Raw genomic sequence first — 14,696 nt, 5'->3', positions numbered from 1 at the left:
GGGCCTACTGCACCGGCGCGGGCGCCGGAGCCATGTTGTTCGTCGGGGGCGGCATGTACGCCGGGCGATCGGACACGGGGCCCGCGGCGCAGGTGTACTCCACCGTCCGCGAGGACAGGAGGAAGGGCACCAGCGAGGCGCCCGCCGTGGCGCAGGAGAACTGCGCCACGGGGTCCCCCGTGTTGGCGCACGCCAGCGAGCCGGCGATGCCACCGGCCACGCTCAGGCCCACGTTGATGAGCCAGTCGGTGCCGCTCAGCCGGCTCTCCGCCCAGGACAGGCCGTTCTGGCACTGCTGCCCCGCGGGCTGCGACAGGTTGGCGAGTCCGCCGATGGTGAACCACTGCCGGTCCGAGTAGGGCGCGCTCTCGGGGGCGGCGCGGGTGACGATGCGGGTGTTGTAGCAAGCCGTCTGCGTCGCCATGACGGCGAGGGCGGCAACCACGGTCCACTGACGCTTCTGCATGGTGTGTCTCTCGATTCGGAGGTGAGGAATGGACGCCGGCCCGCGTGTACTGGAACTTCCCGGGACCCGCCATTTCTCCACCGCCGCCGGACCCCCTCCCAGACGTCTCACTCCCGGGGAGAGGCGTGGAGCGAGCGGGCCAGGCGGTGCAGCAGGCGCAGCTGGGGCTGGCGCAGGCCGCGCGCGGCATCCACCAGCCGGCGCAGGCCCGAGGGCTGGGAGAGCTCCAGCCCCAGCAGCTCGTCCGAGCCGATCTCCAGGGCCACGCAGATGCGCCGCAGCGTGGGGACGCTGGGGAACATCTCACCGCGCTCGATGCGGCCATACACCTCGAGCTGCACGCCCACCCGGCGTGCCACCTCCGCCTGGGTGAGCCCGGCCCGCGTGCGCGCGGCGTGGGCCACGCGACCGAGGTTCATCGCCAGTGGACGTTCCATACGAGCCGAGAGCCGGGGCATGCGAAGGGTCCTCCAGGAGGGACGCCCCCTACCTTACGGACTCGCCAAGTCCTGTCAATGCCCACTACCCATTTATCGGGTTGACCCGGCCCGCCCCCTCTCTGGAGGTATGGTGACCCGACCTCCCGCTCTCCGCGAACTCCCCTGATTCGCTCCGAGTGTGTCCTCCGGGACGAGGCCTCGAAAAAGCGGTGCCGCGGGGGGTGTTCGATCGAAACCACCGTCGTTATGGTGCATCTCCCCCCGCATTCACGGCTCCGCCCCCCAGGAGGCCTCACCATGCCCAAGGAACACGTCGACACCCGGAACCTCCAGGTCCACGACATCCCCCAGCAGCACGACAGTCTTCAGGCCCTCTCCGACAACGTGACGCTCGTGGTCACCCAGGCCTTCGGGCCCGGCGGTGACAACCTCATCGGCTTCTCGGACGTGACGTTCAACGGCTACCCCGCCGTCACCCTGCTGCTGCGCACCCCGGACGGGCGCGAGGGCCTCGTGCACCTCTCCCCCATCCACGGCGACAAGCGCAAGACGGGCTTCATCGACATCGCCCCCGGCACCCGCATCGAGCTGCTGTGCCCCGTCACGAAGCGCCCGCTCGAGAAGCTGGGCCCCGTGGATGACGGCAGCGGCGCCACCTACTACGCCCTCTACCTCACCCCCAAGCTGTCCCGGGGCCATGCCGTCGCCGTCACCGACATCTGGGACCACTTCCACTCCCGCATCGTCGACGACGAGGCCGTCATCTCCTACTGGGCCCAGACGCACGCCCTTTGAAACACACGACGGGACACACGAAGCGCCCCACGCCCCGGTGACGGAGGAGCCCCGCCGTCACCGTCCCTCGACGCGGTCCGGGAAGGGCGCGGCCTGCAGCAGCCGCCCGTGCCGCACGTCCACGGCGTAGTGGATGCCGTAGTGCGGCTGCGTCCACTGGTCGAAGACGAGGATGTCCGAGGGCAGCCACACCAGCCCCGAGAAGGGCCGCAGCTCCGAGAAGGCCGGCCCCCGCAGCTCCCGCATCTCCGCCTGGCCCACGGCCCGGACGAGCACCCGGCACTCGGGCTCGCACGTGGCGAAGGCCTCCCACTTCCCCTCCGGGCTCACGGCCCGCTCGTCCCACTCGCTCCCGGCGGGCGGCGCGGGCACCGGCACCAGCGCGAAGCCCTCGTTGGGGTTCTCCATCGCCCACGAGCCATTCACCTCCACCCCGTGGTGGTGCGGATCCTCGAGCGTCACGGGCGCCCCGGGGGACGGGGCCGAGCGGCACGCGGATGCCAGCAACAGGGCCAGTGCGGCGGGGCGGCTCACGGCGGCGCTCATGGGAGACCTCCAGGAGGGATGGCTCGGCGGCTACTTGAGGATGCGGACGCGGGCCTTCTTCCGGCCGAGCGCATTGGCCTCGGCGAGCGTCGTGGGCCCCAGGAAGATGTCGATGTGCTTGCCGTTGATGGCCCCGCCGGTGTCCCAGGCCACGAACGTCCGCTTCGGGTAGATGTCGATCTCCAGCCGGCTGCCGAGCGGAATGACGCTCCGGTCCACGGCGACCGACTCCCACGCCACCGGCTTCTTCCATGCACCGCCGGTGCCGAGGGTGAACCAGGTGTCGCGCCCCTTGGGCCTGCCCTTGTTCCAGTCGATGGTGATGAACTCACCGGCCTCCGTCTGCCCCGTGCCCTGGAAGATGACGCCCGTCTTCGCCTTGTAGAGGAAGCCCTCGCGGTACTCGCCCTCGAGCCCGTGGGCCTTCACCTTCTTGTCCAGGGCGAACACCGGATCCGACTCCATCACGATGATGTAGTGGGTGATGGTGAAGCCCTCCATCCACTCACCGGCGGCCATGCGTGCGGCTCCTCTCGCGACAGGGGACGGAGTAGCCTACCGCAGGAGGTACGAGCCACGCAGACTCTTCCGCCGGGAGCGGTTTCTCGGATTCTGGGAGCGGACGCGTCCGGGGTGGGCCCGGAATGTCGGACAGCAAAAGGTCCGGCCTCCGGGGCCGAGGCGGTGTAGGATGGCGCGCTTCCTCGACACCGGCCCGGGTGGGGTTGGGCCGGTCCACTCTATACGGAATGGAGTTGCACCATGGTCGCTCGGGCACTCGTGCACCTGTTGGGAGAGACTCCGCTATTCCTCTTCGAAGTGACGGGACTGGGAGAGCAGCTCAAGGTGCTGCGCTTCTCCGGCTCGGAGGGGATGTCGAGCCTCTACGAGTTCCAGGTGGAGGTGGCCTGCGAGAACCAGGACCTGGACTTCTCCCAGGTGGTGGGCAAACCGGGGGTGCTGTCGCTCAACGGCGAGCTGGTACCCCGGTACGTGCACGGCATCGTCAGCCGCTTCGAGCAGGTGAACGAGCTGCCGCGCTACGCCATCTACCGCGTCACGGTGGTGCCGCAGGTGTGGCGGCTGCACCACCGGCATGACTGCCGCATCTTCCAGAGGCTCGACACGCCGGCCATCCTCAAGAAGGTCTTCGAGACGGCGGGCATCCCCGCGGAAGCGGTGCGCTTCTCGCTGGTGAACGCGTACGAGCCGCGCGACTACTGCGTGCAGTACCGCGAGTCGGACTGGGCCTTCGCCAGCCGCCTCATGGAGGAGGACGGCATCTTCTATTTCTTCGAGCACCAGGAGGACAAACACATCCTCGTGCTCGGGGACACGGATGCGGCGCTCAAGCCCATCGACGGCGTGGAGCTGCTGCCCTTCCGGCGCGCCACGGGCGGGGTGGCGCAGGAGGACCACGTGCTGCGCTTCCGCCGCCTGCAGGAGGTGCGGCCGGGCAAGACGAGCCTGCGTGACTTCAACTTCAAGAAGCCCGGGCTGCCCATGGAGGCCGGGCACGAGGCCGAGGTGGATGCGGACCTCGAGGTGTATGACTATCCGGGCGAGTACCAGGACCCCGGGCGTGGCTCCTCGGCCAAGGGCACCACCATCGCCCGGCTGAGGCTGGAGGCGTGGCAGGCGGCGCGGTTGCAGGCCCAGGGTGAGAGCGATTGCGAGCGCATGGCGCCCGGCCGGCTCTTCACGCTCCAGGAGCACTCGCGCGAGGACTACAACGGCCGCTTCCTGCTCACCCACGTGAGCCACTCGGGCAGCCAGCCGCAGGTGATGGAGGAGGAGTCGCAGCAGGGCGAGTTCAGCTACTCCAACTACTTCACCTGCATCCCGGAGAAGGTGCCCTACCGGCCCGCGCGCGTGACGCCCCGGCCGCACGTGCGCGGCGTGCAGACGGCGGTGGTGGTGGGCCCCTCGGGCGAGGAAATCCACGTGGACGAGTGGGGCCGGGTGAAGGTCCAGTTCCACTGGGACCGGCAGGGCAAGCTGGACGAGAACAGCTCCTGCTGGGTGCGCGTGAGCCAGCTGTGGGCCGGCGAGGGCTGGGGCGCCATGTTCATCCCGCGCATCGGCCAGGAGGTCATCGTCGACTTCATCGAGGGGGACCCGGACCGGCCGCTCATCATCGGCCGCGTGTACAACGGCGCCAACCTGGTGCCCTACGAGCTGCCCGCGCACAAGACGAAGAGCACCATCAAGTCCAACTCCTCGCAGGGCGGCGACGGCTACAACGAGCTGCGCTTCGAGGACGAGAAGCACAAGGAGCAGTTCTTCATGCACGCCGAGCGGAACATGGACGTGCACGTGAAGAACGACTCGTTCGAGAACATCCTGCACGACCGGCACCAGACGATCGGCAGCCAGGGGAAGAACGGCAAGGTCGGCGACCAGAACGAGCTGGTGCTGCGGGACAAGAGCCTCACGGTGCACCGCCACAGCCAGGAGCACGTGGGCGGGGACCTGAAGCTGATGGTGGGCGGCATCGACGGCGCGGGAGACGTGGACATCGTCATCAAGTCCAACCGCATGGAGCTGGTGCACAAGCACAGCCACCTCCACGTGAAGGAGAACCTCAACGAGAAGGTGGGCGGCAGCCAGTCGCTCCAGGTCGGCAATGATTTGCACGTGAAGGTGGGCGGGCTGCACGCGCTGGAGGCGGGCAAGGAGATCCACCTCAAGTCCGACAAAATCGTCCTCGAGGCGGCGAGCGGCATCACCATCAAGGGCCCGGGCGGCTTCATCACCATCGACGCGAGCGGCATCGCCATCAAGGGCACGCTGGTGCAGATCAACACGGGCGGCTCGGCGCTGTCCGGCAGCGGCGCGGCGCCCACCGCTCCCACGGACGCGGTGGAGGCCACGCCCACCGTGCCCACCCCGGCGGACGACGGAAGCAAGCCCTGAGACGCGGTCCCCCCCAGCCACAGCCCCCCGAGAGGAGAACCCCATGCCTCCAGCCGCACGAATCACGGACATGCACGTGTGCCCCATGGTGAATCCAGGCCCGGTGCCGCACGTGGGAGGACCCACGACCTCGGGTGAGGGCACGGTGCTCATCGGCTACCAGCCGGCGGCCCGGGTGGGAGACTCGCTGCTGTGCACGGGCCCGGGCGTCTCGGACTCCATCTCCCAGGGCGAGTCCAGCGTCATCATCGGCGGCAAGCCCGCGGCCCGGCTGGGAGACCCCACCTCGCATGGAGGCGTCATCGTGGCCGGCTGCCCCACGGTGGTCATCGGCTCGTCCGCGCAGGGGCAGACCATCACCCTCGCCGCGCGCGAGGGCACGCCCTTCTGCGAGGAGTGCGAGAAGCGCAAGCGGGAGCAGCAACAGCAGTCCCAGGCGCGGGAAGGCTGAGGGACGGATGAAGCGCCACGCCATCCTCCAGGTGCGCTGGGGACCCCTGGCCCACCAGAAGACGCTCATCGAGCCCGGCCAGGTGCTCAAGGTGGGGCGCGCCCCGTCCTCGGGGCTGGCGCTGGCGGTGCCGCACGATTCGGAACTGGCCGAGGAGCAGTTCGAGCTGTCCTGGAGCGGCAAGCGCGGCTGGCTGCACGGGCGGCCGGGCGTCCCGGCGACGCTGCTGGAGGGCGAGCCCGTGGAGCAGGGCGAAATCTTCAACGGCACCTGGCTGCGCGCGGGGCAGACGGACTTCTCGGTGTACTTCGAGAAGACCACCCCGCCGCGCGAGCCGGAGCAGCCGGATCCTCCCGTGCTGGTGGCCCACAAGGCGCGCGCCCTGGAGGTGCTGCGCGCCCAGAAGGCCCCGCTGTACGCCATCGTCGACGCGGCCCGCGGCGAGCGCGTCCTCGAGCTGCTGCACGAGTCGGTGGAGGACTGCTACTCGCTGTACGAGGGCCCGCAGGGCGTGGCGCTGGCGGAGGTGGCCCCGTACCTGGTGAGCCTGCCCCGGAAGGACTCGTGGCTGCTGGAGGCGCTGGTGCAGGAGGGCTGGGGCGCCCACTGGGGGGTGTTCCTCACCAGCGCCGCGCCCGTGCTCCAGGTGCGGCGGCACTTCCGCAAGTTCCTCATGGTGGAGGCGGAGGGCGTCGAGGGCCGGCTGTACTTCCGCTACTACGACCCTCGTGTCCTCGGTGCCTTCCTCCCCTCGTGCCCTCCCGAGTCGAGGAAGGACTTCTTCGGGGACATCGAGGGCTTCATCTTCAGCGGCTCGAATGGTGAGGTCACCGTCGAGCTGCCTTCCCTGGACGGAAAGCGTCCGCCGGGCCGGAACGGGACAATGGGTTGAACCTATGGTTGCTCGCGCACACGTACACGAGGTGGGAGGAGCTCCGGTCTTCCTGTTCGACATCGGCGACTTCGCCGAGCCGATGCGGGTGCTCCGCTTCTCGGGCTCCGAAGGGCTGTCCAGCCTGTTCGAGTTCCAGGTGGAGCTGGCCAGTGAGAACCCGGACATCGACTCCGCGCAGGTGGTGGGCAAGACGGCGCTGCTCGGCATCCGCGGCGAGTCCGGCTTCCGCCACCTGAGCGGCATCATCAGCCGCTTCGAGCAGGTGAACGAGCTGCCGCACTACGCCCTCTACCGGGCCACGGTGGTGCCCGTGGTGTGGCGGCTGCTGCACCGGCACGACTGCCGCATCTTCCAGAAGCTCGACACGCCCGCCATCCTCAAGAAGGTCTTCGAGGCGGCCGGCGTGCCCTCGGACCGGGTGCGCTTCTCGCTGGTGAATTCCTACGAGCCCCGCGACTACTGCGTGCAGTACCGCGAGTCGGACTGGGCCTTCGCCAGCCGCCTCATGGAAGAGGACGGCATCTTCTATTTCTTCGAGCACCACGAGGACAAACACATCCTGGTGCTCGGAGACACGGATGCGGCGCTCAAGCCCATCGACGGGGGGGACACGCTGCCCTTCCGGCGCGCCTCGGGGGGCGTGGTGATGGAGGACCACGTGGCGCGCTTCCGCCGCGTGCAGGAGGTGCGGCCGGGCAAGACGAGCCTGCGCGACTTCAACTTCAAGAAGCCCGGACTGCCCATGGGGGCCGAGCAGGCCGCCGAGGTGGATGCGGACCTCGAGGTGTATGACTCTCCGGGCGAGTACCAGGATCCGGGCCGGGGCTCCTCGGCCAAGGGCGCCTCGCTGGCGAAGCTGCGGCTGGAGGCGTGGCAGGCCTCGCGGGTGCTGCTGCAGGGTGAGAGTGATTGCGAGCGCCTGGGCCCGGGACGGTTCTTCTCCCTGCAGGAGCACTCGCGCGGGGACTACAACGGCCGCTACCTGCTCACCCACGTGAGCCACGAGGGCGAGCAGCCCCAGGTGATGGACGAGGAAGCCCCGCTGGAGGACTTCCGCTACACCAACACCTTCACCTGCATCCCGGAGAAGACGCCCTACCGGCCTCCGCGCGTGACGCCCCGGCCCTCCGTGCAGGGAGGCCAGACGGCGGTGGTGGTGGGCCCCTCGGGCGAGGAAATCCACGTGGACGAGTGGGGCCGCGTGAAGGTCCAGTTCCACTGGGACCGGCAGGGCAAGCTGGACGAGAACAGCTCCTGCTGGGTGCGCGTGAGCCAGCAGTGGGGCGGCGAGCTGTGGGGACGGATGTTCATCCCGCGCATCGGCCAGGAGGTCATCGTCGACTTCATCGAGGGGGACCCGGACCGGCCCATCATCACCGGCCGCGTGTACAACGGCGCCAACCTCGTCCCCTACGAGCTGCCCGCGGAGAAGACGAAGAGCACCCTCAAGTCCAACTCGTCACTCGACGGGGACGGCTACAACGAGGTGCGCTTCGAGGACGAGAAGCACAAGGAGCAGTTCTTCATGCACGCCGAGCGGAACATGGACGTGCACGTGAAGAACGACTCGTTCGAGGACATCCTGCACGACCGGCACCAGACGATCGGCAGCCAGGGGAAGAACGGCAAGGTCGGCGACCAGAACGAGCTGGTGATGCGGGACAAGAGCCTCATGGTGCACCGCCACAGCCAGGAGCACGTGGGCGGGAACCTGAAGCGGCACGTGGGCGGCATCGACGGCGCGGGGGACGTGGACATCGTCATCCAGTCCAACCGCAAGGAGCTGGTGCACAAGAACAGCCACCTCCACGTCAAACAGAACCTCAACGAGCGGGTGGAGGCCACGCAGTCGCTGCAGGTGGGCAAGGACCATCACACCGTGGTCAACGCGCTGACGGCGGTGGACGCGGGCAAGGAGATCCACCTCAAGTCCAACAAGATCGTCGTCGAGGCGGCGACCGGCATCACCATCCAGGGGCCGGGCGGCTTCATCACCATCGACGCGAGCGGCATCGCCATCAAGGGCAACGTGGTGCTCATCAACAGCGGAGGCGCGGCGCTGTCCGGCAGCGGCGCGGCGCCCACCGCCCCCACGGACGCGGTGGAGGCCAAGCCCACCCAACCGGCCCTGGCGGACGATGGAAAGGTGCGGCCGCCGAGCGGCCTCGCGGTGGCCCAGGGCGCCTCGGAGCTCGAGCCCGTCAAGCCGATGAACCTGGCGGCCACCATGCTGCCCATGGCGCTGTTGCAGGCCCGCGCGCCCACCGTCACCTGCGTGCAGCTCTCCCAGCAGATCGACGAGATGGACCAGGCCCAGGTCCGCGCCGCGCTCGCCGCGGACGTGTACAACCAGAGCGGCACCCCCGGCCCCCTCCCCGAGGGCTTCACCCGCGCCAACGACGAGCAGCTCCGCAACATCTTCCAGGGCCAGCTCTCCGACGAGCAGATCAAGAACCTCACCGCGCCCGAGGGCTCCAGCTACCGCGCCGCCATCTACCAGGACGACAAGGGCAAGGCGTACCTGGCGTTCCGCGGCACGGAGAACAAGGAGGGCTTCAAGGACTGGAAGGAGAACCTCCTGCAGGGCGCCGGCATGGAGAGCCAGCACTACGAGAAGGCCAAGAAGCTGGCCGAGGTCCTGGACGTCGCCACGGACGGCAACATGGAGATCATCGGCCACTCGAAGGGAGGAGGCATGGCGGCCGCGGCGGGCCTCATGACGGGCGCCAAGACGACGACCTTCAACCCCGCGGGCGTCCATCCCAACACGGTGGGCGGCATGAACATGGCCAACGCCAGTGCCAACATCAACGCCTACGTGGTGGAGGGCGAGGTCCTCAACTGGGTCCAGGACAACCGGGCGGTGGTGCAGGGAGGCGCCGTCATCGCGGGCACGAAGCTGGGAGGCCCGCTGGGCGGAATGGTGGCGGCGATGCTCGTCAACGGCACCCTGCCCCAGGCCACCGGCCGGCGCGTGAACCTCCCGCCGCCCAAGGACTTCAAGCACGCCTGGTACGACCCGGTGCTGTACCGGGTGGACCTGCATGGCATGGACAATGTGAAGAAGAGCCTCGAGGAGCACCAGGAGAACCTCGAGAACCAGTACGTCGCCAACGGCTGCGAGGCTCAGCTTGGTAAGCGATAGCGGGGTGTCCCATGATGCGCCGTTGGCCATGGCTGGCGTGGGCCGCCATGCTCTCGTTGTTGGGCGGCTGTTCGAGGCAAGGAGGAGCGACAGTGTCCGGGCCGGATAGTTATTTCGAGAAACCCACCGACCAGCGGATGGCACGGGCGGTCGCGGAGGGGGATGTCGAGACCCTTCGCCGGCTGCTCGAGCGCGGCGAGGTGGATCCGCTCACCGTGGGCCGCGATGCCACCAGTTGGCTGAGCATCGCCGTCGCCGCGCGCCAGAAGGGCTCGCTCGACACGCTGCTCGAGCATGGCGCCCTGGGAGACCCCAAGGGGAAGATCGCCGGCCAGGCGCTGTACGCCGCCACGCTGCTCGATGACCTGTACTGGCTCGAGCGCCTCCACGCCGCCGGCGCGGACCTCAACAACTTCGGCGGGGGAGATCTGCTGCTCGAGGTGGCGGTGGACACCCGGAACCGGGCGACGCTGGACTTCTACCTGGAGCACGGCGCCGACCTGAACATGCGCACGAACACCGGCGGCTCCGTGGCGCTGTCCACCGCCCAGGCCAGGCGGTTCGACCTGGTGAACGAGCTCCTCGACCGGGGCGCCTCTCCCTGGGTGATGGACTCGCTCGGGTCCACCCTGGGCTCCGCGGCGGAGCGGGCGGGGCGGGTCCCCGCGTGGGATCACCGCAGCCCGATGAACGCGGAGCGGTTGCTGCTGCTGGAGCGGCTCCACGCCATCGGCTTCCCCAACCCCGCGCCCACGGCCACCGAGGGCCGCGCCCTCCGCGAAGCCGGGAAGTGGCCGCCGCCCAACGTGCCCGCCACCGCGCCGCGGCCCGCGGCGCCCTGAGGGCCGCTCCGCCCCACCGTCCACATCCTCGAAAACAAGGATGGCACTGAATGCTTCGCATCACGAAGGCTCAACTCGATGGAATGATTCTCCATGACGAGCGTGGCTTCATTGACTTCGTTGCCAGGCATATCCAGGAGGAGAGTCCGGAGTTGGTGCTGGGGCTGCCGTTCGACTCACTGAGAGACATGGTCGCGGCCGGGCTCGACCGGGCCCGTGGGCATGGGCTGCGTACCCCAGAGAACCTGACGGCCTTCGTGTCCATCATGTTCGAGATAGCCCCCAACTTCGATGAGCATCCCGCCATTGCCAGGGTGCTGGGGGATTCGTCCATCCCCATTGACGAGCGCATGGATGCGCTGTTCACGAAGCTTCCTCCCTCCGCATGGGAGCAGGCCGAGCGCTCTTATGACCCAGCAGCATGGTACTCCGAATCAAGGAACCTCCACCTGTCTTGAGCAAGAAAGGAGCACCTCCTCATGGGAGCAGAGCTGGAGTCCCTCAATGCAAACTCCCTGGAACTTCGCAGAGCAGAAGGCCTTCTGGAGAAGCTGACCAAGAACCTCGATTGGGAGATGGCGCAAGCAGCCCTTGATGCGGTTGGAACGATAGATCCCACACCGATCTCCGACCTCACCAGCGCCGGGATCAGTTTGTATCGAGGACAGTTCCTGGACGCGGGCCTCTCCGTGGTCTCCGCGTTCCCCTACCTCGGCGACGTGCTGGGTAAAGCCGCGAAAGCAGCCCGCATCACCCAGAGGATGGTCGATCTCAAGCGCAGGATCGACGTGACGGTCACGTCCATCAACAAACTGCGCCGGAACAACCGCACCCTGGCCGCAGCCGCCGAGCGGGCCCGCATCAAGAAGGAAGCCGCCGAGCGAGCCGCCAAGAAGAAAAAATGCAAGAACTGTCCGGACGACGAAGAAGTATCACCTACCTATGGCACGACTCTGCCCAAGACGGGTGGCCGTTGGTCCGACCCCAACAACCCTGGCAACTCGGACTGGATACCGGACCCCAACACCGAGAAGGGCAAGAAGATACTGGAGGTCACAGGCGGAAAACCCATTACTTTCAAGGATGGATACCCAGACTTCTCCCCCTACGCCAAGAAGAGCGTCGAAATCGACATGATCGGTGACCACTCGCAGGACTTCAAGAACGCGAACAAGGCCGCGGGCATTGAAGGGAGCAACCCTCCCAAGGGCTTTACCTGGCACCACAAGGAGGATGGAGTCACCATGGAGCTCGTCCCACAAGACCTCCACAACAAGGTGCCGCATACAGGAGGGGCAGCCATCGTTGATGGCAGCCGCTATGGCCCCTCACAATTCTGACAAGCCCTTCGAGCGAGCAGAGACATGAGCCCCATCATCACAGAATCCGAGCCGCCCGTTTCGAAAGCCCGCATTCAAGAAGTCGAGCGGTTCATCGGGAGCGAGCTGCCCGAGCCCTATAAGCGATTCCTCCTGAAACACAACGGGGGGACGCCAAAACCTTGCGAGTTCCTCTTCCGCAGCAAGGACAAGCCTCCCAGGCCGGCCCTTCTTTCATGGTTCCTCGCCATTCATGACGGGCCGTACGAGAACTTCCTGGAGCACTTCAAGGACTTCAAGGGGCGGATTCCAGACGACACGGTTGCCATTGCCCGGGATCCCGGCGGAGATCTCATCCTGATCGGGCTCCGAGACCCATTGCGCGGCAAGATCTTCTTCTGGACCAAGAAGCTCGAGTCCCTGGACGGCTCGCCCACACCGCCCGAACTGCTCCACGAGGTGGCGGATGACTTCGACTCATTCCTGAACTCCCTGTTCGACACATGAGCAAGGCCTATTTCGAAAGGGTCTCCCCCACCTTCATCGAGAATTGGGCGCCCGCGCTTCACGCTTTCTCCATCCCTCAGGTCGATGTGCCCTTGTCCCGGCTGGAAGCCCAGGCGCTCGAGGCCCGGACGTGGCACCGGAAGAGTACGGACCAGTCCGAGTACCTTCCGATCGATTCATTGATGTGGCGACTGGATGTTGCCCTCCGTCAATTTCCGGAGGGAGCCTTCGTCCGGCTCGGTTCTCGAAGCAGCAAGGACTCCGCGTATGCCGTCCAACATGGCCTCCGCGTCAGGAGCGGCGAAGCCGCGATACGACTGCTCACCGAAGGCTCCGAGCGAACAGCCTTCGATCTACGGCTGGCACTCCAGCTCCATTACGCTCCGCACATCTTCGTCCGCGAGTGGATGGACATTCCCCGCTGGGCGGAGTTCCGCTGCTTCATGAAGGATCGGAGGCTCGTCGGCATCTCCCAGTACGATTGCCTGAACGTTGGCATCCGTCCTGAAATCACACGGCATGCGGAGACCCTCCACAACGCGATACGCGAGTTCTCCCAACGCTTCGCGGCGGCTTCCCATCTCGACAATGTGGTGTTCGACGTTTTCGTCGAGGGAATGGACACCCCCGGCCCGCTCGACGTCCGCCTGCTCGAGCTGAATCCGTTCTTCCCCAAGACCGACCCATGTCTCTTCGACTGGTCGGTGCCCGCTGACTTCGATGGCTCTTTTCGCTTCCTCGGCGCTTCTACACTGAAGGGGAGGGACAACCTCGGCCGTGGAAGAGATGGGTGAGGCCTCTCCAGGCCTACTTCCCCTCTTCCGGCAGCAGCTTGCGCAGCTCGTCCGCCATGGTGCCCAGCTTCAGCGCCGTGGCCGCCACGTCCGTCCCCATCCGCGCATACGTGTCCACCAGCTCCAGCAGCGTCGCGCACCCCTGGGAGATGTGCGTCGTCTGCTCCGCCTGGCGCTCCGCCTCGCCCGCGCTCTTCTCCATCAGCTTCTGGTTCTGCAGGACGATTTCGCGAATGGAGCGCAGCGTCGTCCGCGCGGATTCCAGCACGGGCGTGAAGCGCTCCGTCGTCTCGCGGATGTGGCCCACCGCGTGCAGCGTCTCGGACATCTGCTTCGTCACCCCGCCCACCACCTCGCCAATCCGCGCCGAGCTCCGCCCCGACTCCTCGGCCAGCTTGCCCACTTCCTTCGCCACCACCGCGAAGCCCCGCCCGTGCTCACCCGCCCGCGCCGCTTCAATCCCCGCGTTGAGCGCCAGCATGTTCGTCGCCGCCGCCATCTCCTGGATGGTCTCCACGAAGCCGTGGATGCGCTCGGAGCTCTCCTCCAGCTTCTGCACGCTCAGCGCGCTGCGGCCCACCGCCTGGGCAATGGCCGTCAGGCTCGTCTCCATGCCGCTCACCAGCGAGTCCACCTCACCCGTGTAGCGCTGGGCCTCCTCGGCCTGCGTGGCGCTCGCCCGCGAGTGGCGGAAGAGCGCTCCCGCCGCGCTCGCCATCTGCTCGCTCGCCGTGGCGATGCGCAGCGCCGAGGTGCGCACGTGCACCGCCTGCTGGGACATCTCGGCGATCGTCGTGGAGAGCACCTGCGCCGAGCCCGCCAGCGTGCGCCCCGTCTCCACCACCTTGCCGCGCGACGTCTCCAGCTCCCGCAGCGCCCGCTGCATGTTGCGCCGCAGGTAGAACTGCTTGCGGTGCCCCGCGTGCAGCGCCTCCAGCAGCAGGCCCACCGCCAGCGAGCTGAGCACCAGGATGAGGTCCAACACCAGCTTGCCCGCCAGCGGCGCTTCCGACAGCACCAGGTCGAAGCCCACGTGCGCCGTGCCCAGCAGCGCGTAGAAGCTCATGCGCGCCCACCGGCCCACCGGCAGCATGGAGGGCCCCGTGAGCACGTTGAGGAACACCATGGCCACGTGGTAGCCCGAGCCCGCCATGCCCAGCGGGTAGAAGGCCCAGTCGTTGCCCACCGAGTACAGCAGGGTGATCCAGAACATGGCCGCCGGCAGGTCGCGCGGGCTCAGCAGCCGGCGCACCGTCAGCAGCAGCATCGGCGCCAGCAACCAGCTCAACCGTGCCAGCGCCAGCCGGCCCACGTCCGGGCTCGAGCCCAGGGCCCACAGGGCGTACAGCACGTCCAGCACGAACAGCACCGGGGTGGCCACCAGCGCCGTGAGCGTGAGCTTCCCGAGCCGCAACGGCCCTCGTGACAGCAGGAACTCGCGGTAGCTCTCCTGGGTTTCGGGAGACGGGGGGTTGTTGTCCATGTGCTCGGCCACGGTCCCGAGGAACCGCCTCGAGCCCGTCCGCGCACGCTATCAGACGATGGCCGCACCCCGGCGGGGGCATTCGCTCGCCCGCCTG

At 67.7% G+C, this 14,696-nt stretch carries 15 protein-coding genes; 10 read left to right on the top strand and 5 right to left on the bottom strand.

Annotated features, from left to right (window positions below; genetic code table 11):
* Window positions 1-4: 4 nt before the first annotated feature.
* On the bottom strand, window positions 5-466 hold the full coding sequence (locus VFZ09_RS20070; RefSeq protein ID WP_329729227.1) for a hypothetical protein: 462 nt from the start codon (window positions 464-466) through the stop codon (window positions 5-7).
* 107 nt (window positions 467-573) lie between these two features.
* Window positions 574-885: a helix-turn-helix transcriptional regulator gene (locus tag VFZ09_RS20065; protein WP_329729226.1), complete on the bottom strand. Its 312-nt coding sequence runs from the start codon at window positions 883-885 to the stop codon at window positions 574-576.
* 318 nt (window positions 886-1,203) lie between these two features.
* Here VFZ09_RS20065 and VFZ09_RS20060 point away from each other — a divergent pair, with 318 nt between their 5' ends.
* Window positions 1,204-1,701, top strand: coding sequence for a hypothetical protein (locus tag VFZ09_RS20060; protein ID WP_329729225.1), 498 nt, complete (start codon window positions 1,204-1,206; stop codon window positions 1,699-1,701).
* A 57-nt stretch (window positions 1,702-1,758) separates the two neighbouring features.
* On the opposite strand, the gene VFZ09_RS20055 is transcribed toward VFZ09_RS20060, so the two are convergent.
* Complete coding sequence (locus tag VFZ09_RS20055; RefSeq protein ID WP_329729224.1) at window positions 1,759-2,247, bottom strand: hypothetical protein; 489 nt, start codon at window positions 2,245-2,247, stop codon at window positions 1,759-1,761.
* 30 nt (window positions 2,248-2,277) lie between these two features.
* Window positions 2,278-2,766 carry a 3D domain-containing protein gene (locus tag VFZ09_RS20050; RefSeq protein ID WP_329729223.1) on the bottom strand — a complete coding sequence of 163 codons (489 nt, stop codon included), beginning with the start codon at window positions 2,764-2,766 and terminating at the stop codon, window positions 2,278-2,280.
* Between the two features lie 243 nt (window positions 2,767-3,009).
* Here VFZ09_RS20050 and VFZ09_RS20045 point away from each other — a divergent pair, with 243 nt between their 5' ends.
* The 9 genes from VFZ09_RS20045 to VFZ09_RS20005 all read left to right on the top strand — a co-directional run bounded on the left by VFZ09_RS20045 (window position 3,010) and on the right by VFZ09_RS20005 (window position 13,116).
* Window positions 3,010-5,163 (top strand): type VI secretion system Vgr family protein, encoded by a 2,154-nt coding sequence (locus tag VFZ09_RS20045; RefSeq protein WP_329729222.1) that lies wholly within the window; start codon window positions 3,010-3,012, stop codon window positions 5,161-5,163.
* 43 nt (window positions 5,164-5,206) lie between these two features.
* Window positions 5,207-5,614, top strand: a complete 408-nt coding sequence (locus VFZ09_RS20040; RefSeq protein ID WP_329729221.1) for a PAAR domain-containing protein — start codon at window positions 5,207-5,209, stop codon at window positions 5,612-5,614.
* Window positions 5,615-5,621: 7 nt separating this feature from the next.
* Window positions 5,622-6,506, top strand: coding sequence for a DUF4123 domain-containing protein (locus VFZ09_RS20035; RefSeq protein ID WP_329729220.1), 885 nt, complete (start codon window positions 5,622-5,624; stop codon window positions 6,504-6,506).
* A gap of 31 nt (window positions 6,507-6,537) precedes the next feature.
* The gene (locus VFZ09_RS20030) at window positions 6,538-9,654 is read left to right on the top strand and encodes a type VI secretion system Vgr family protein (RefSeq protein ID WP_329729219.1); all 3,117 of its coding nucleotides are present in this window, start codon (window positions 6,538-6,540) and stop codon (window positions 9,652-9,654) included.
* A gap of 92 nt (window positions 9,655-9,746) precedes the next feature.
* The gene (locus VFZ09_RS20025) at window positions 9,747-10,496 is read left to right on the top strand and encodes a hypothetical protein (RefSeq protein WP_329729218.1); all 750 of its coding nucleotides are present in this window, start codon (window positions 9,747-9,749) and stop codon (window positions 10,494-10,496) included.
* Window positions 10,497-10,546: 50 nt separating this feature from the next.
* Window positions 10,547-10,954: a hypothetical protein gene (locus tag VFZ09_RS20020; protein ID WP_329729217.1), complete on the top strand. Its 408-nt coding sequence runs from the start codon at window positions 10,547-10,549 to the stop codon at window positions 10,952-10,954.
* A gap of 21 nt (window positions 10,955-10,975) precedes the next feature.
* On the top strand, window positions 10,976-11,836 hold the full coding sequence (locus VFZ09_RS20015) for an HNH endonuclease (protein ID WP_329729216.1): 861 nt from the start codon (window positions 10,976-10,978) through the stop codon (window positions 11,834-11,836).
* 24 nt (window positions 11,837-11,860) lie between these two features.
* Window positions 11,861-12,322 carry an SMI1/KNR4 family protein gene (locus tag VFZ09_RS20010; RefSeq protein ID WP_329729215.1) on the top strand — a complete coding sequence of 154 codons (462 nt, stop codon included), beginning with the start codon at window positions 11,861-11,863 and terminating at the stop codon, window positions 12,320-12,322.
* Entirely contained in the window at window positions 12,319-13,116 is a 798-nt protein-coding gene (locus tag VFZ09_RS20005; protein WP_329729214.1) for a hypothetical protein, read from the top strand. The genes VFZ09_RS20010 and VFZ09_RS20005 overlap by 4 nt, the downstream gene beginning before the upstream one ends.
* Window positions 13,117-13,129: 13 nt before the next feature.
* On the opposite strand, the gene VFZ09_RS20000 is transcribed toward VFZ09_RS20005, so the two are convergent.
* Window positions 13,130-14,599 carry a methyl-accepting chemotaxis protein gene (locus tag VFZ09_RS20000; protein WP_329729213.1) on the bottom strand — a complete coding sequence of 490 codons (1,470 nt, stop codon included), beginning with the start codon at window positions 14,597-14,599 and terminating at the stop codon, window positions 13,130-13,132.
* Window positions 14,600-14,696 lie beyond the last annotated feature (97 nt).

This window comes from Archangium sp. (genome assembly GCF_036277355.1).
Lineage (GTDB): Bacteria > Myxococcota > Myxococcia > Myxococcales > Myxococcaceae > Archangium.
This window is presented reverse-complemented; position numbering and strand designations above follow the sequence as displayed.